The 17,188-nt window shown below is 39.5% G+C and carries 22 protein-coding genes; all 22 read left to right on the top strand.

Annotation, left to right across the window (positions count from 1 at the left end):
- Window positions 1-50: 50 nt before the first annotated feature.
- The 22 genes from ACWA5Z_RS09965 to pilL2 all read left to right on the top strand — a co-directional run bounded on the left by ACWA5Z_RS09965 (window position 51) and on the right by pilL2 (window position 17,183).
- Entirely contained in the window at window positions 51-1,328 is a 1,278-nt protein-coding gene (locus ACWA5Z_RS09965; protein ID WP_431051942.1) for an STY4528 family pathogenicity island replication protein, read from the top strand.
- A gap of 593 nt (window positions 1,329-1,921) precedes the next feature.
- A complete protein-coding gene (locus ACWA5Z_RS09970) occupies window positions 1,922-2,647 on the top strand; it encodes a PFL_4669 family integrating conjugative element protein (protein ID WP_431051944.1) in 726 nt (241 codons plus the stop codon).
- Window positions 2,648-2,660: 13 nt separating this feature from the next.
- On the top strand, window positions 2,661-3,203 hold the full coding sequence (locus ACWA5Z_RS09975) for a DUF3158 family protein (protein WP_431051946.1): 543 nt from the start codon (window positions 2,661-2,663) through the stop codon (window positions 3,201-3,203).
- Window positions 3,204-3,409: 206 nt separating this feature from the next.
- Window positions 3,410-3,844, top strand: a complete 435-nt coding sequence (gene ssb / locus ACWA5Z_RS09980; RefSeq protein WP_431054336.1) for a single-stranded DNA-binding protein — start codon at window positions 3,410-3,412, stop codon at window positions 3,842-3,844.
- 25 nt (window positions 3,845-3,869) lie between these two features.
- Window positions 3,870-4,364: a hypothetical protein gene (locus ACWA5Z_RS09985; RefSeq protein ID WP_431051948.1), complete on the top strand. Its 495-nt coding sequence runs from the start codon at window positions 3,870-3,872 to the stop codon at window positions 4,362-4,364.
- Window positions 4,365-4,709: 345 nt separating this feature from the next.
- The gene (locus ACWA5Z_RS09990) at window positions 4,710-4,910 is read left to right on the top strand and encodes a hypothetical protein (RefSeq protein WP_431051950.1); all 201 of its coding nucleotides are present in this window, start codon (window positions 4,710-4,712) and stop codon (window positions 4,908-4,910) included.
- On the top strand, window positions 4,907-5,347 hold the full coding sequence (locus ACWA5Z_RS09995; protein ID WP_431051952.1) for a hypothetical protein: 441 nt from the start codon (window positions 4,907-4,909) through the stop codon (window positions 5,345-5,347). The genes ACWA5Z_RS09990 and ACWA5Z_RS09995 overlap by 4 nt, the downstream gene beginning before the upstream one ends.
- Before the next feature lie 39 nt (window positions 5,348-5,386).
- Entirely contained in the window at window positions 5,387-5,578 is a 192-nt protein-coding gene (locus ACWA5Z_RS10000) for a hypothetical protein (protein WP_431051954.1), read from the top strand.
- Between the two features lie 55 nt (window positions 5,579-5,633).
- Complete coding sequence (locus ACWA5Z_RS10005; RefSeq protein WP_431051956.1) at window positions 5,634-5,927, top strand: hypothetical protein; 294 nt, start codon at window positions 5,634-5,636, stop codon at window positions 5,925-5,927.
- Between the two features lie 29 nt (window positions 5,928-5,956).
- A complete protein-coding gene (locus ACWA5Z_RS10010; protein ID WP_431051958.1) occupies window positions 5,957-6,226 on the top strand; it encodes a hypothetical protein in 270 nt (89 codons plus the stop codon).
- 276 nt (window positions 6,227-6,502) lie between these two features.
- Window positions 6,503-6,820, top strand: a complete 318-nt coding sequence (locus ACWA5Z_RS10015; protein ID WP_431051960.1) for a hypothetical protein — start codon at window positions 6,503-6,505, stop codon at window positions 6,818-6,820.
- A 26-nt stretch (window positions 6,821-6,846) separates the two neighbouring features.
- A complete protein-coding gene (locus ACWA5Z_RS10020) occupies window positions 6,847-7,086 on the top strand; it encodes a hypothetical protein (RefSeq protein WP_431051962.1) in 240 nt (79 codons plus the stop codon).
- A gap of 301 nt (window positions 7,087-7,387) precedes the next feature.
- Window positions 7,388-9,421, top strand: a complete 2,034-nt coding sequence (locus ACWA5Z_RS10025) for a DNA topoisomerase III (protein WP_431051964.1) — start codon at window positions 7,388-7,390, stop codon at window positions 9,419-9,421.
- A 216-nt stretch (window positions 9,422-9,637) separates the two neighbouring features.
- Complete coding sequence (locus ACWA5Z_RS10030; protein WP_431051966.1) at window positions 9,638-10,540, top strand: prohibitin family protein; 903 nt, start codon at window positions 9,638-9,640, stop codon at window positions 10,538-10,540.
- A 941-nt stretch (window positions 10,541-11,481) separates the two neighbouring features.
- Window positions 11,482-11,934, top strand: coding sequence for a DUF3577 domain-containing protein (locus tag ACWA5Z_RS10035; RefSeq protein ID WP_431051968.1), 453 nt, complete (start codon window positions 11,482-11,484; stop codon window positions 11,932-11,934).
- 143 nt (window positions 11,935-12,077) lie between these two features.
- Window positions 12,078-12,725 (top strand): DUF3560 domain-containing protein, encoded by a 648-nt coding sequence (locus ACWA5Z_RS10040; protein WP_431054337.1) that lies wholly within the window; start codon window positions 12,078-12,080, stop codon window positions 12,723-12,725.
- Window positions 12,726-12,804: 79 nt separating this feature from the next.
- The gene (locus ACWA5Z_RS10045) at window positions 12,805-13,281 is read left to right on the top strand and encodes a JAB domain-containing protein (protein WP_431051970.1); all 477 of its coding nucleotides are present in this window, start codon (window positions 12,805-12,807) and stop codon (window positions 13,279-13,281) included.
- 24 nt (window positions 13,282-13,305) lie between these two features.
- On the top strand, window positions 13,306-13,752 hold the full coding sequence (locus tag ACWA5Z_RS10050) for a hypothetical protein (RefSeq protein WP_431051972.1): 447 nt from the start codon (window positions 13,306-13,308) through the stop codon (window positions 13,750-13,752).
- A 90-nt stretch (window positions 13,753-13,842) separates the two neighbouring features.
- The gene (locus ACWA5Z_RS10055; RefSeq protein WP_431051974.1) at window positions 13,843-14,190 is read left to right on the top strand and encodes a hypothetical protein; all 348 of its coding nucleotides are present in this window, start codon (window positions 13,843-13,845) and stop codon (window positions 14,188-14,190) included.
- A 69-nt stretch (window positions 14,191-14,259) separates the two neighbouring features.
- Window positions 14,260-14,697 carry an antirestriction protein gene (locus ACWA5Z_RS10060; protein ID WP_431051976.1) on the top strand — a complete coding sequence of 146 codons (438 nt, stop codon included), beginning with the start codon at window positions 14,260-14,262 and terminating at the stop codon, window positions 14,695-14,697.
- Window positions 14,698-14,866: 169 nt separating this feature from the next.
- A complete protein-coding gene (locus ACWA5Z_RS10065) occupies window positions 14,867-16,414 on the top strand; it encodes a PcfJ domain-containing protein (RefSeq protein WP_431051978.1) in 1,548 nt (515 codons plus the stop codon).
- Window positions 16,415-16,520: 106 nt separating this feature from the next.
- A complete protein-coding gene (gene pilL2, locus ACWA5Z_RS10070; protein ID WP_431051980.1) occupies window positions 16,521-17,183 on the top strand; it encodes a PFGI-1 class ICE element type IV pilus protein PilL2 in 663 nt (220 codons plus the stop codon).
- Window positions 17,184-17,188 lie beyond the last annotated feature (5 nt).

Here is a 17,188-nt window from a genome sequence, read left to right on the forward strand (position 1 = left end):
AAGCGGTCACTTTCTCGTTTTAAAAATCCTAAACAACAGGATTAGCTAATATGAACAGTATAGATGCTATCGTAGAAAATGCAACAGGGAAATTAAAACACTACCGGCAACAAAAAAGTGCGGTTACTGAAGCAGTAGAGGGTTTGCTTTATTTTGGGAATCCACACGATACCGTACCGGTTCGATTATTGACAGATCCGCTTTTAACCTGTCGTGCGCGTTATGCATGGCAGGTGATTAAACACAATGCAAGAGCATTTGGTGGTGCAGCCTTTCCATCTTATGAAGAACTGCAACAATTACTGTCTGATCGCGCATATACGCAAGAAAAAGCGTCTAAGAAAGTCGTTAGTCAAACATTACTGTTACTACGTTTAACTCGGTGGCTCACTTTTTGTAGCAAAGCACGCGATGAGCAAGGCCGTATTCTCGGTAATATTTATATTATTCATGATGAGCCGATGAGCATTCCGGATTGTATTCATTTCAATGAAAACTATTTAAACATGTTGGAACAAGCAACACATCATCGCGATAAAATGATCCGAGGTGTGGCGCAGCACATTGTTAAAAATATGCAGATTGATGATGGTCAGTCACATCTGGTTTCGCATATTGATTTAATGCGCTCTCGTTATCACTACGAGAAAAATCAAAAATTATCGCTTCAAACGACACAAACATTAAATTCATCATCGTCACAAAAACTCGATAACCAGCAGCAACATTTACTGAGTTCCACGAGGGAACTTGGTCAAAACCAGCAAAATTCACTTAGTTCCATTAGGGAACTCAGTACAATTTCACCAAGTTCCACTATGGAACTCAGTCAAAAATCGCTTAGTTCCACGAGGGAACTTAGTGATAAACCCTTGATTTCAGTCTTAGTTCCATCAGGGAACTCAGTAAATCAGTACAGTACTAGTACTTATAATAAAAAAATCAGTACTGTACTGGATTCTTTAAAATTTTCAGCATTGGAAAAAAATACGGTTTTGAAGATGATGCGGGATTTTAACCTTGGTGAAACACTGGGGCAAGCGGTGTTGGAGGAAGCAGCCTTACGTATTCAACAAGGTAATATCAACAAGCCTGTGGGCTATGTTTGCAGCTTAATCAAAAGTGCCGCTCAGGGTGAGTTTAAACATTTTTTAGTGAATAAATCGAATGAGAAAAAATTGGGACAACCTCCAGTAACAACAAGCAATTCGATAACATCAATACCAATGCGCCAACGCAGCAAAGGTGAATTGCACAAAATGTCTCAGCAAGCCAGTTCACTGCGCCAGAATTTAAAGAGAATATCACCTACGGGCAATAGTGAATGAAAAATAGACAGCGTTGCCACTGGCAACAGTGAATAAAAAATAGATAAAGTGCTTCCACTGGAAACGGTGAGCAAAAAATAGACAAAGTGTGAACACTGTACACAGTTAGGTTAAAAAATAGGCAAAGTGTGAACACTGTACACAGTTAGGTTAAAAAATAGGCAAAGTGTGAACACTGTACACAGTTAGGTTAAAAAATAGGCAAAGTGTGAACACTGTACACAGTTAGGTTAAAAAATAGGCAAAGTGTGAACACTGTACACAGTTAGGTTAAAAAATAGGCAAAGTGTGAACACTGTACACAGTTAGGTTAAAAAATAGGCAAAGTGTGAACACTGTACACAGTTAGGTTAAAAAATAGGCAAAGTGTGAACACTGTACACAGTTAGGTTAAAAAATAGGCAAAGTGTGAACACTGTACACAGTTAGGTTAAAAAATAGGCAAAGTGTGAACACTGTACACAGTTAGGTTAAAAAATAGGCGCAGTATTACTAAACTGTATGAAGTTTTGTTTTAATTGAGATTTTAATTATCCGTTGTCATAAAACATCGATTTATTATGATGACATTCCATAACTAGAGGAGATTAATTATGAATAGTGAATCCGAATATGAACTAAATGAAATTAATGGGGAAATTGGCAAGCTACGTACTAATTCAACCCTGACATTGCATACCCACCAAGCGACAAAAATTTGGGCTGGTAAAAAGTATGAAGACGGCAATGTGAAAATTATGAGTATGCCGAATTGCCTTGCCATTATTGCCAATATTCACCATGACTCAGCGCGTAATGATCCCTATGCGGATATGGCGCTGTTAGAATTAGAACGACAAATCACCGAGGCACGAAAAGAGATTGCCGGTTTAGTCGATCAAATTTTTGATATTTACGCCAATAAAATCCCAGATGACATAAATATCCAAGATAGTTTCAATGTTAATCCAGTGAAAATATCATTAATGATCCATTCACAAATCGGCTTTTTGTTGATTTACCTGTTGTCTGAATATGATGCCATGGTGCGTTCTGTGATGACTGCTGCGCATCTAGCGTTAATTCCACGGCTTGATGCGCGCAGTTGGCTTGATAAAGGCTCAAAGCCTATTCGCCGGATTTATACGGCTGTTCAGCGTTATCGTGCGGTGCGGATTACCCGCGATGATGTGTTGCAGAAAAATGCACGTGCACTAGCAGCAATCGAAAAATACGGTGAAGTGCCAGAAGATATTTTTCGTGGAACACGTCGAAGCCAATATGCACCTTACGTTGATTTATCAAAATATGCCTCAGAACCGATAAATCAGAATAGTTGAGAAGGAGCTGACAATGAAAAAACCAGCGAAACCTGATGCAGTCAATTATTCCGCCCTAGATATGGGATCATATCAAAATCTCATTTTTCAGACACCACTGAATGATGGGTTGAAAGGGATATTTAAACAATTTGGTTCAGCAGAAGATTATCAAGTTCTACACCAGAATATTTTTGATGCACGCGTTGAATTACTGAATATGTCAAAAAATATCGTGAAATGCGCCAATGCGTATCCGTTAAACCATCTTCCGTTGATCTTTGTTGCAGACAACAATAATTCATCCGGTGGTCGTTTCTTACGTTGGCGCAATCAGCAGAATAACAAAGGTGGGCAACTAGCGTGGGAAAATTTGGTGCAGAGTTCAGAAGTGCCGTTAGAGTTGAAAAAAGCGTTGATTGCGGTCGAAAAAGACCGGATTGCCTACAATATGCAGATGTCGATTTTGAATTTTATTATCAGACAAGCACGAGAATGTGAAGACAAATTGAATACGGCGGAGCAATTATTAAATGAGGGAAAGCCAATCACGGAAATTCAGGGTAAGGCGTTGTAGGTATTCTCTATTTTTTAATGCTCGTATCCCCTATTTTTTCATGCTTGTAACCCCTGTAAAAGCCTTGTAGGTAAAGCCTACACTAAAAGGCCTTTTAAAGGTAAGGGGGCGCAGCCCCCTTAAACCCCCGAAAGAGAATATGGTGCAAATACGATCATCGGGATATTGAGACAAAATATCTTTAATCATAAAACAAGGAGTAAATGATGGCTGGTGTAAACAGAGTAACCATTTTGGGCAACTTAGGCGCAGATCCGGAAATTCGAGCAATGCCGAATGGCGATCTTGTCGCAACCTTAAGTGTCGCGACAAGCCGCACATGGAAAGATAAAACCTCCGGCGAAAACAAGGAATTGACGGAGTGGCACAGAATTGTGCTGTATCGTCGAGTGGCTGAAATTGCTAAGGACTATTTGCACAAAGGTAGCAAAGCATACTTCGAAGGCTATCTTCGTACACAAAAATGGACTGACAATAATGGTGTTGAACGCTGGACGACGCAAATCATTGCTGAAACACTTCAACTGTTAGATCCAAAACCGACTAACAGTGAAGCAAAGAATGCACCAGCACAGAGTTCACAAAGTTCATCTGTAAAAGCGCAAGAGCCGCCGCTTGACTTTGATGATATTCCATTTTAACTGCTGGTAAATATAGTGAGGTTTCATGATGAAATTTAAGATATGGGGAATCCTTCTATTATCTCTGGTTCTCAGTGGTTGTGCGGAAATGACCGCACTTAATCAACGCGTCGGAGATTGGGCGGAGCAAGCGAATCGCTCACTCGGTATGATGAGTACGACTTCAATAGCCCAATCAACCCTTGATGACAGTACGACATCAGCGCGGCAGATTGATACGCTATATATTCGTTTTAAGCGTGAATTTGGCTTTATGACGCGTGAAGAGGCAATTAGAGAGCATGGAGGCTCTAAAGGTTCGAATAACCGTCTATGGGCTGAAGAAGTGCTAATTGGTAATGGTTTTATCCACGATGCCACACCTGGGGTTTATTACCATTTGGCGGACTCCTTTAACTACGGTTATTTGAGCATTGTATTGGAAAAAGAAGATAAACGAGTCCTGGTGAAGTGGTCTGTCAAGACAAACGATAACGCGAAAGCCGCACAGATTAAGCAGCGGATATTGAAAATTATATAACAATAAAGACATTCTCCTTAGTCATTTTATCCCGGCGCAAGCTGGGATTTTTTTATCCAAATCTAAGAAATAATTTCTTATATCTTATTTTTTTTATTTTTTGTAATCTAAGAAATAAGAATTCAATAAAGGGAGTACAAAGATGAAGGTGTTAATCAGAGCTATCTCAATTATTTTATTTGTTATCGTGAATATGATGGGTTTTAGCGTATATGAGAAAATTTCGGCTCAAATGCAAGATTCACCATTTAGCGCAATACATTCCCTAGGAATACTTTCAATGATGATCTGTGTTGTGATTCTTTTAGCAAGAAAATAATAAGTATAATAATGTGAGGAGATAGTATGCCTACTAAGTATGTTAATGAAGCTTTATGGAAAAAAATCGAAGAGATGACAATTTCCACGGTAATAAGGACTCAATCCATGATTAAGGAAACTGAAATTTTACATGCTATTCTTGCTAAGGGGCTGGAATCCGTTTCAGAATCTGATTTAGATGAGTATGTTGATAAAAACAAGAAAAAACCTGAGGAGTCAATATGAGTGATCTTGGTGCTAGAGAGCAGTATGATGAAGATTTAGAGATTATGGAAAAACTCATTGCTCTAGAATATAAATTAAATGGATTTGATTATTATTTTGAAAAACTCCACAACCAACGTATGGAGAAGAAATTTATTTTATTTTTGATAGCCCTAGGAGTGATGAGTTTTTTAATGATTTTTTTAATCTATATTTTTGATTTATCATTTTTATATTTAACTATATTATTCCCCGTATTTATATTTGTTCCTATTCTTGCTCTATCTCTTAGAGATGATTACAAATATATTTTACACATAAAAAATAAGGCAAGAGAGCGATATATAGAGTACATATTTATTAGAGATAACACTCCCATTGATGACTTTTGCAGAACCATACTGCAACATGGAAAAACACTTGAGGAACAAGTTAAAGAAAAATATTTATTAGATTAACGGTGAAAGATGATTAAAAATTTTTGAATAGGAAATACCATGAATGCTAAAATTTTTCTAGATGAATATCACATTGACTACAAAATTATTCGTATAAAATACTTGGAACGTGAAATACAAAAAATTGAGGCTGGGATAATAAAAGCATCCTCACAAGAAATATTAAATGATATTCTTTTTGGGTATAAAAAAGAACTTGATAAATTAAAAAATTCAGAGCTATCTGATTAAATTCTGATATAAATTTCCGCTAGAGATACCTATTTCCCATTAGAGGGTAGAAAAAATGAAAAAATTAGGCTTAATAATTAATAGATTTTCTGGACTAATGTTAATAGTGATTATTATGCTTGTTTTTTTTATTTTATTGTATCTAAAATTAGACGCTATCAATAAGAAAGAATCTGCAATAGAGTATAAAATAGAGTGCTATTCAAATGGTAATGTTTTTATGAGTGATATTGGTAAGGAGTTAGTTAGGTTAGATGGGACTTATACTTATGTTTCAATAAAAATAGGTAAAACTATGATTATTCCACAGAATAATTGTATTCTTTCTTATGAAAAAGATTATAAATAACTAAAAGTTTTTAAGTGGAGGGAGGAATAATGGGAGTAAAACTAAATATGCAAGCCTTTGTGCGAAATAGTCTTCCCGGTTTAAGTAATGAGGATGTAATTGATATAACCGATCGCATTTTAAACCAAATAGGCTTCGTTCCTAGAAATTTTATGGGGTCTAAAGAAAGTGATAATTTTGAGAGTTTATTTAAAGCAAAATTTTCTGAAAATTTTAGTAAGTATAAAGAAATTACCCCATATGAGTTTTTTCTAGTAAAGAAAAAAATAGAATCCGAATCAGGATTGTTAAAAGCATAACTTTATTATATTGAAACACGAGGTAGATTATTATAATTATGATAGATCATCCAAAGTACATAAAAATCCCTGATAATCAAGGTAACTTAGTTCGTATACTAAAGTCACATCGTTTTAGAGATACGAAAAAACTTTATTATATCGAACCTAAGTTTATTTTAAATAATGGGGAAATCGTGCGAAAAGACGTTAATGTGATGATATTTTGTTTTTAGTTATGGGATGAATTTTTCCATTTTATAACTAAAATCTAAGAATTTTGGTAAGGAGAAAGCTATGACCACTATGCATGAAGCATCTAAAAAAGTAATGTTAGACTTATTTGGGGGTAATCCACTGGAAAGCCTGATATTATTGGTAAATCCTTTTGTGTCATTATCTTTTTTATTAATTTGCTTTATTATTATGAAACTTAGTGTATCTTTGGGAAATAATTATTTAAAAAATAACATGGGTCATGGGATTGGTATTCTGTTGATTTCAACGTTTATTTTATTTATTTTTTCTACAACCGCCCCTAATTTGATTTACATTGTTATTTTAAAACTGGCAATAATTATATATTTAACTGCAAAAACATACAAATCAAGATAAATAAAAATTTTGATATGGTGTGTGATATGGCAAGAAATTTCACCGAAACTGAATGTGGTATTGAATTACAATGTTCTTGCTGCAAAAAATATTATCCCGCAGATCTTGAATTTTTCTATAAAGAGAAAAAAAGCAAATGGGGATTACACTCTTGGTGTAAGGCTTGCTATGAAGAAAATCCCAAACAAATTGCTAAAAGACGGCGTTGGAAATGTGCAATGAAATCCAAAAAAGTTGCTCAATCGGATAGCCCAAAAATAGGATAAATGTTGTTTAGTATTTAACTCTTATACAAAAGGATTTCTGACAGTGAAACTTATTGATTACTCAATTCTGTTATGCATTATAGTAGGATATTTCCTATTATTTATACTTAGCACTGTTTTACATATTAGCTATTTTTATATTATTGTACCCTTAAGTATTTCTATAATCATTGCTATACAAGCTAAATTCAAAAGCCTTAACCATCTAATTGACTATATTTTAATAATGGGCTTGGTTTTTTCATTCATTAATATAATTGCAATTTATGTAGTAATACTGCTCTGGGCGAGAGGATGACACATGAAACTTTTTCTTTGTGAAAAACCATCTCAAGGGCGTGATATTGGTAAATTTATCGGGGCGATTCAGCGTGGTGACGGTTTGCTTGCGAGTGCCGATAAACAAACTATCGTGACGTGGGGAATTGGGCATCTCATGGAACAAGCCGATCCGCATGATTATGATGAAGCTTATAAGCGTTGGTCTATTGATGATTTGCCTATCGTGCCGGCGCAATGGCAAATGAAAATAAAACCGGACACCGCTAAGCAGTGCAAAATTGTGCTGGGTTTGATTAAAAAAGCCAGCCATATTGTGATTGCAACCGATCCTGACCGTGAGGGGGAAGTGATTGCGCGTGAGCTACTTGATGCCGCTAATTATCGTGGTTCATTACAGCGTTTATGGCTATCCGCACTTGATGACGGTAGCATTAAAAAAGCGCTTTCTTCTTTAAAATCTGATGCTGAAACTCGTCCGTTATACGATGCCGGTTTAGCACGCTCTCGCGCAGATTGGCTTGTTGGCATGAATCTCAGTCGTTTATTCACGTTGCTTGCACGTGAACAGGGGCATGACGGGGTGTTATCTGTCGGGAGAGTACAAAGCCCGACATTGGCAATTGTGGTACAGCGTGACCGTGAGATTGCGAATTTTATCGCTAAGCCGTTTTATGTATTACCGGTTATCTTAGCTAATTCGCAAGCGCAACAGTTTATTGCGTACTGGCAAACCCCTGAAACGAGTTGTGATGATGAGGGACGGTGTGTTGATTACATGCTCATTCAATCGGTAGCGGCGCAATTATTCAGCCTCGGCAACGCAAAAGTTATTCAGCTCGATACCAAGCGCATGAAAGAATCGCCGCCGTTGGCATTCGATTTGGGGACGTTGCAGCAAGCCTGTTCACGATTGTGGGGGCTGGGCGCGCAGCAGGTGCTTGATATCGCACAATCGTTATATGAAACTCATAAAGCGACAACCTATCCACGTACAGACTGCGGTTATTTGCCAGAATCGATGATTGCCGATATTCCACACGTTATCCGTGCGGTTGCTCATGCCGATCCCAATTTAAAGCAAATCATCAATCATTTAGATCTTTCGGCACGCTCTCGGATTTGGAATGACAGCAAAATTACTGCTCACCACGGTATTATTCCGACGACGGGTCAGGTGGATTTAAGTAAGATGAACCAAGATGAATTACGTGTTTATGATTTAATTCGTAGGCATTATCTTGCGCAATTTTTGCCGTTATACGAAGAAGACAGAACCCATGTGCAATTGCAAAGTGGCACGCATATCTTAACGGCGGCTGGCAAAGTCGTGATTAAAAAGGGGTGGAAAATCCTATTTACACAACATGCGACGGATAATGATGAGGAACAACAGGGATTACCACTATTATCACACGGTGAGGCTTGCCGAATTTGTCAGGCAGAAGTGCGGTCTATGCAAACATCGCCGCCAAAGCCTTATACGGAAGGTACGTTAATCAGTGCAATGAAAAACGCCGCAAAATTTGTGCAAGATCCTCGCTTGAAGCAACGATTGAGAGAAACCGAGGGGCTAGGCACAGAAGCAACTCGCGCCGGTGTGATCGAAACCTTGCTCAAGCGCGGCTATTTGGTGAAGCAGAAGAAAAATATTGTTTCAACAGTCGCCGCCGGCGCATTGATTGACAGCTTACCGTCGATTATCAAAGATCCAGGTATGACGGCGTTATGGGAGCAGGCACTCAATGATATTGCCCATAACCAACTCAAGTTAGCCGATTTTATGGCAAAGCAAGATGCGTTTATTCGTCATGTAGTGCAGTCCTCAAGCGGTATTTCGATGAAAATCAGCAGCACGCCAACGAAAATTTGTCCCCAATGCGGTGCGCCGATGCGCAAACGCAAAGGTGCAAACGGGGAGTTTTGGGGCTGTAGTGCTTATCCAAATTGCAAAGCGATCGAAAATATCCGCGGCCCTAAAAAACGAACGAAACAACAGGTTTCTAAGAATATGAATGCGTTACGACAAACATTGAAAAAAGAGAGAGATGTATGAGTGTGATAGCGGTGATTTTACTGATGTTCAGTGGTGCGAATGTTTATATCGGTCTAGATTACTTAATTCAAAGGCGCTTTGGTCTCTTTTGGGGACACACTTTTTTGGCAGCCGTGATCTTGATTGAAGCACTGAAATTTCCAATTCGGTTACATGGATGAGCAACTATTTTGAATGTTCATCATTTTATCATTACTAGAAAATTAAGGGGTAATTATGCCTAATAAAACATCCAAAATATCCTTGTTTGTATCTAAAATATCTACATTCGTGGCGATTATTTTATTCGGTATTTTTTTGCTTCTATCTGGTATTTATACCGTTGATGAAGGTGAAAGAGCGGTCAAGTTGCGCTATGGTAAAATTATCGATATTGCTGAACCGGGATTGGGCTTTAAAATCCCGTTTATTGATTCAATTAAGAAAATTTCGGTACAAAATAAAAATGCCATTGCAAATAATGTACAGGCCTACAGCCGCGATCAACAACCTGCCGTTTTGACTGTGTCGGTCAGCTACCATATCCCGCCATCAGAGGTGAGCGCACTGTACTCTCAGTATGGTAGCGAAGAAAATATGCGTGATCGTCTTTTAACCCGGCAACTCTATACACAAATTGAAAATATTTTTGGAAAATACAATGCTATCACGGCGGTACAAGAACGACCACAGTTTGTTCAGGAGCTCAGTGATGCCGTAAAAAAAGCCGTATCTGGTCCGGTTATTATTGACGGCGTTCAAGTGGAAAATATTGATTTTTCTGATGCCTATGAGAAATCGATTGAAGACCGAATGAAAGCAGAGGTTGCCATTGCGACACGCCGCCAAAATTTGGAAACCGAAAAAATCAATGCTGAGATTGCTGTTACGCAAGCGAAAGCACAGGCTGATGCCAGATTAGCCTCTGCTCATGCCGAAGCGGAAGCTATTCGCTTAAAAGGTGCGGCTGAAGCTGAGGCAATTAAGCTAAGAGGAGAGGCGTTGCGGCAAAACCCATCGTTAGTGAATTTAACGTCTGCTGAAAAATGGAATGGTGAACTCCCTCAAACCATGATCCCCGGTAGTAGCGTTCCTTTCTTGCAATTACCTGCAACGGCAGTCGAAAAAGCAATTCAATAGCCCGTTACGGCAGCCGTCTCTAGTAAAGACGGCTTTTACTGTGCTATCATTGTTTCATAACCCCGTTTGTAGTTTGTCGGCATCAAGCTACGCCCTACGACTGTTAAGGTACAGCGAACTCACCTTAGCAGGCAAGCCCAGATGTCCGCTAGAGCATTCTAATTGACTTGAACCTTTAGAATGTGACGCATTCTGAAACTCGGACTTCATTCCTTGCGAATGGCGAATGCATTCATATCATCGAGGTGATCGGTTATCACCTCATCTTTTTATCAAGGTTATCACGCAAAGATCAGAATATATTGCAATCAGTGTATTCCGCTCTTTGCGTTATCGCAGCTGTTTATCATAACCGGTGCTCGCCGGTGAAACAATGAGAGCCCTTTGTGCTTAGTAAAGCGCCTTGCTGATAATCGATTTGTGGCTACATAGTAATCGAGGATTTATGACGGTAGTAAATAGATTTTAACGAGGATCGATGTTATTAACCGGTTCATTCGTCTCTAGCCTTACTTCAAATATGCGCCTTATTGCGCATTCCCATCATCGGCTTCATCGCCATTTCACCCGAAGCCGCTGTTTTTTCAGCGGCTTCCCTCTTTACCGCTTTTTTATCATAATTTTTTGATTTTCCTATAAAATAAATTGTTTCAAATACGAGAATAAAAAAGCCTTATTTTTTGGGCAAAGATACGCTTAAATGGTCCACATTAAGCCACTATCGTTGATAGCACTTAAGCCCAAGCACCCGGTCTGAAACGTGCGGTTCTCGTAGAGAACGATGACCAGCCCAATATGCCTAGCGCACTCTGAAACAGGCAGTAAGTTTTACCTTACGAGTGTTTACTTCAAACCTACTTGTCTATTACCCGAGCGGTGAACGTTTATCCCGTGTTGGGTTAGATGTTTCTCCGCTTTTTTTATTTCTGAGGAGAAACATTATGACTACCCAAACTTCAAATGATAAAGATACCATCTATTTCAACCTTCACTTAAACGGATTGGCTTACATTAACCGTATTCGCGAAGTGAAACCGAAAAAAGGTGATAGCTTTTATGCGTGTTCGTTAGCCTTTTTGCGTGGCGATTCCGATAATACCGAATATACCTATGTTGATGTACGGGTATCCGGCGAAAAAGCGAAATCGCTTATCCAGCGCAGTGAACAAGCTTGCAAAGAGGAGAAAAAAATCTTAGCGTCTGTTACCGTCGGTGATATTTATCCTGATACCTTTGTCTATGAGAAAGGGTCAAGAAAAGGTGAAACCGGCGTAATGTTGAAAGGCCGTTTGTTACGCATTAAATCCTTAAAGATTGACGGCGTGTTAAAATACAGTGAAGCAGCCCAAAGTAATGCACAGACTAACACAGAACAGTCCGAGGCAAATGCTTAAGCTGAACAACAAGCAGCATAATCAACTCGGTCAATATCTTCGGATATTGACCGATGTTACCTCAAGTTATTATTCATTTACCCCATTGGGAATATTTTCCCATGGGAGATATTCCCCTGATTTTTTATTTTAGGAGAGTATCTATGAACCTCAATACTTATGCAAAATTTGCACCGACAGTGTTTGTTGCAAAATGCCCTGAAGCGCATACGAAAGGTGACATTATCGTACTTACCAGTAAGTACGGCAAAAAAACCGAAGTAGAAGTGTTCAATCTTGTGAAACAACACGATGATTGTTACTTCTATTCGTTTGTCCGTTGTGATGGCTTAGACAGCCAAGCGCGCGCCCAAGCGAGAGCCGAGCGTTATCAAAGTTATGCGGCAAATGCCAACAAACGCAGTGAGCAACACTGGCAGGCAGCTCAAGAAGGCAGTGACTTTTTAAGCCTTGGTGAACCGATAAAAATTGGTCACCATAGCGAGAAAAAACACCGTGCCTTAATTGAACGTAATGCCCGTCGTATGGACAATGCGGTTGCCGAAATGGACAAAGCAAAAAGCTATGACCATAAAATTACCTACTGGGAAGCGATGGCTGGCAAAATTGATTTGTCCATGCCAGAAAGTTTGGATTATTTTGCATTTGAATTGGCAAAAGCCAAGGAAAAACATCAAATATTGAAAAATGAACCCGAAAAACGTGAACACAGTTATTCACTGACTTATGCCAAAAATGCAGTTAAAGAGCTCGAGAAAAAAGTCTCATTAGCGCAGCAACTTTGGGCATAATCACGCATTTTCCATTATTTACCCACCAGGGGAATATTTCCCTGTGGGAGATATTCCCTCATTTTTGAAGGAATATTCTATGTCTCAATTATTAACTACAACAGAGCAATCTGTGATCAACTCAGCCCTAGCGATTTTGTCTGGCGTAATGGAAAGTCACCCCATCTACAAAGCAGGAAGGCTTTTGATTAATGATTCTGAAATCGCTAAAAATTACCTGAAGTTGCTGCTAGGGCTTGAAGAGAGGGAACAATTTTGTGTTCTTTTTTTGAATAACAATCAAGCATTGATTAAATCCGAAATTTTATTTTCAGGGACAATTAATGCCGCGCATATCTATCCGCGCGAAATCGTGAAAAAAGCCCTAGAACTCAATGCAGCTGTGATCATGTTGGCTCACAACCATCCTTCTGGCAATCCCAATATCAGTGATTCTGATAGGGCAATTACCGCGAAGATTAAGGATGCATGCGAATTAATTGATGTTCGTGTGTTAGATCACATCATTGTCGCCGGACAGGAAACCACGTCATTCGCGGAACAAGGTCTGTTATAGATTCTACATTAAGAGGAAATTGATATGAAACAAGGTATTTACATCAACGGTAAAAAAGTGATTGAAATCAATGAAAACACGGTTATTCAACAAGTTTTTAGCGGTCATCCAGACTCGGTACAAGTTGCTGGCGGACAAGTTAAAAATATGATTGCAGGTAATATGACCATCTTAGGTGATGGTGCTGTTTTGGCAGCGCCAAATGCTTATCTCATCGTCGATGGGCAAGTCATTACATTGGACCAAGGCCCCACTATCCAAATTGAAGTAGTCGGTAATGTGGCGCGTATTGAGTCTGTTACAGCAGCGGTCACGGTGAACGGCAATGTCGGTCGTGCAGATACCACCAGTGGTGATATTCATGTGACAGGTGATATTGCGGGTGACGCAAAATCGGTCTCTGGCAATATTGATTGCGACACACTGCATGGCGATGCCAATACGGTTTCAGGTAACATCAAAATCCGTTAATTTACTGTTATTTTTACACTTCCGAAGGGAAATTCATTCCCTTCGGGAGTGGATTTCTCGCTTTCGTTCTTTTATGAAAGGAGAAATATTATGGGACTTTTAACCACATTTTATACCAACTCTGTCAGCCACTGCTTGCCGGAATGGGAAAATATTCTTTTCCGCTTCCGTCGCTCAGTAGAAGACAAAGACGTTTGGGAGCAGGCTCGTTACAGTGAGGATATACCGCACTTGGGCAATGTTTATCAAAGTCTGGTTCTTAGCAATCTGGAAAACCTGTTTTGTGAACTGAGTGGTTTGACTGAGCCGTGGGAAGAGGCTGATATCAACTGTTTTGTGAATGGTACAGATACTCACTTCTGCATTGATGGTGAAGCAATTTGTACCGAAGCAGATTTTTTTAACGCTTTAGCGGTCTATACCGACGAGGCAGCTTAATTTTAACTTTACCCTTGTGGGAATATTCCCACAAGGGATATTCCCTCGGTTCTTAGAAGGAATATCACAATGAAAACACAAACCGTAGTTCTTGCCATCAAGTCAAATGATATGTCGGCAGATTTAAAACGTCTTGGGTTGGGTTATCTTCATCAACTCAGCTTTGAAAATGCGCTATTTTCAAACATGGATCGCCTCTGTGCTGATTATAACGGCGGTGATTGGTCACTCTATCTTCTGCCGAACAGCGGACTTTATTTTCAGTTGGAAACTTCCGCTGATACATTACATCTCGTTAGTCCCGGTGGGCGCAAATATCATTTAAGTCCACAAGCGGCTTCTATGGTGGCGAATTTATATGCTTTCAGCCAACTGTCGTTTTGTTCTGCAGAATATGCGGAATTGTTTGGGCGGTTTTATCATCTGCTACGCAATTATATTTTTGGAGCTGGTGGTGAATTTCCAGCACATCCAGAATCCAGCTTAATTTATGCGTTGATTGATTGAAAATATTATTGTAAGTCAAAATATCAAGCGGCTACTCACTGGGTAGCTGCTTTTTTATGTTTTTTGTTCGCCAGAAAAAAATAATAAATGCTTATTTCCAACAGTCACCATTGCTACAGTGGTATCACATCAAAACGAAGGAAGTTTCTTAATAAGTAAAGGAAAACGTGTGAGAGAAATACTCTTTGGTTGTGCTGAAACAACGGCTTATTATCGGCGTGTGTGTGATGTTATTTTCACCTATCGTCTGTATGAACCTTATACATTACACATCAGTGAAACAGAAGCCACATTAACATTTTTTAATTTTTTTCGATACTGCCGCAATTTAAAAACGGGGCGAATTCGTGCTGAATATTTTTCACTAAAAACGCGTCTCTGGCAAAAAGACACCTGCTATTACCATAAAGGCGATTATCGGTTTCGGCATTGTCCGGACATTCGATTATATAGTCGAAGTGGCGGTCTGCTTTATGCAATACAAGGAGCGGTTATTACTCAGTTACACCGTGATTTGCATCAAGGTATTTTTCATTCGGTGTGTGAATCATTAATTCATAAACGTTTCACCTTCTCACCGGTGTTTAAAAATACGCTTACCCATGACAAAAGGATTATGGCTTGGCTATGGCAGCATTTTTTAGATCGCCCAGTGATTTCAATGCTGGCACGGTTAGGTTACTTCCGCTGTATGACATTGAGCTATTATGCGTTTTATCAACCGCACCTTAGCGCATTTAATCAGGTTGCAGACGATTATTCTAACTTACTTCCATTACTACGCCATATTAAACCGCGATATTGGCGTGATCCGAATTTGTTCAGTTATGCGTATTGGGTTGATAAACTGGGGGAAGCACAACTTCATCCGAAACGATGGAAAAAGCCCTATCATTTTCAACTTCCGCAATCTAAGGCGGAGTGGCGATGGTTGAAAAGACAGTCACATGATGTTGTCCGCCGTTGGGGTGGTGAGGATTTGTATTATTTCGTTTCACACGGCATACAGGAAAAATTACCGGTCTGTTTAAACCATTTTCTATTCCAAAGCCACTCAATATGGCAAGATTTCGGGACTACACAACAACAATTAGCCGTTCTCCGTCTGTTTATCCGTTTTTCCCTTCACCGTTGGCGTACCGAAGGGATTGTCCAGCTACGTGAATATTTAAAGACCCGTGCGAAAGACGAGGTTTTAGACTGCCGAGATTATTGGCTAAATTCAGTGGAAGAACAACATGTTCCCGCATCATGGGAAAATTTATTGGTGCGAAGTCGTCAGTGGCATGAAAGACTTATTAATGCTGAAAATCAGCTGCGAGATGAAAAACATCAGAGGTTACTGCAATATCATTGGACATCTTCAGTTGAAACCTATCAATTAAAACACGTGCAATTTACCGCACTGACTTCTGGCCAAGCACTATTTAATGAAGGGCAAGACATGCATCACTGTATTTTCAGCTATGTTCAGCGTTGCATAGATAATCGCTATCGTGTGTTTTCCGTGGAATATCTGCTGGGAAATGACACGCACCGCGCAACATTGGGCTTGTACCGCACTTCTGAATCTGCCCCTTGGAAGATTGAGCAACTGAGAGGCCCGTATAACCAACCCCTTTCCACAACAATAAAAAAAATCAATCGGCTATTTTGTCAATATTTTAATCAGCAACAAGATATTGCTCCATCTAATGTGCCATTACCTCAAACCTAAAATTTTTTATCAATTTCTCGAAAACAATTAATTATTCAAATTTGTATGTGCTTTCGCCATAGTGCGTATTGTCGGCAATGATAAATTCAGATATAGGGAGAGCGTAATGATGAATAAACCGATAATTGTCTCAGCTTTTATCCTGGTATTGAGCGCATGTACACCGCACTTACAAACCAGTGATACCAGTCAATCTTACCCATTACCGGAGTATCCGATACTGGGTTCTCAATCGATTAATCAAGAAAACATCGTATTGAATCAGCCGTTATCGCCACCGAAGCCACAAGAACGGGTGATCACCCCAGATATTTATCAAACGACCTATACGGAGAATCCGGAAGTCGTTCGCTATGATCGCTATTTGCTGCTCGGCGCAGCTCCGCAAGGTGGGCAAAAATACCTGTTAGATCAGTTGGTCGAAGTGAATATCGCACAACGCAATAAGAAGCAATTTACGGCGACAGTTGAGCAAGGCTTTAGAGCGGCCCTGAAAGAGAGTGGTCTTCAATTGTGCAGTGGTCATTCTGATGTGAGTGTTTTGTTTTCCCGACCGCTACCGAAAGTCCACTACCGCTTTGGTCCGATGCAATTACGCGATGCGCTACAAATGTTAGCCGGTCCAGCGTATGAGCTAACCCTGAACGACATCACCCGAACCGTGTGTTTCAATCAACGAGATGTTCCGCAAGTGCGGTCACCAAAAGTGATTTCAACCTCGGTTGAAACCATCACACAGGTAATTGCAGAAGACGAAATTGACAATTAGGAGGC

It is taken from the genome of Testudinibacter sp. P80/BLE/0925 (assembly GCF_053570785.1).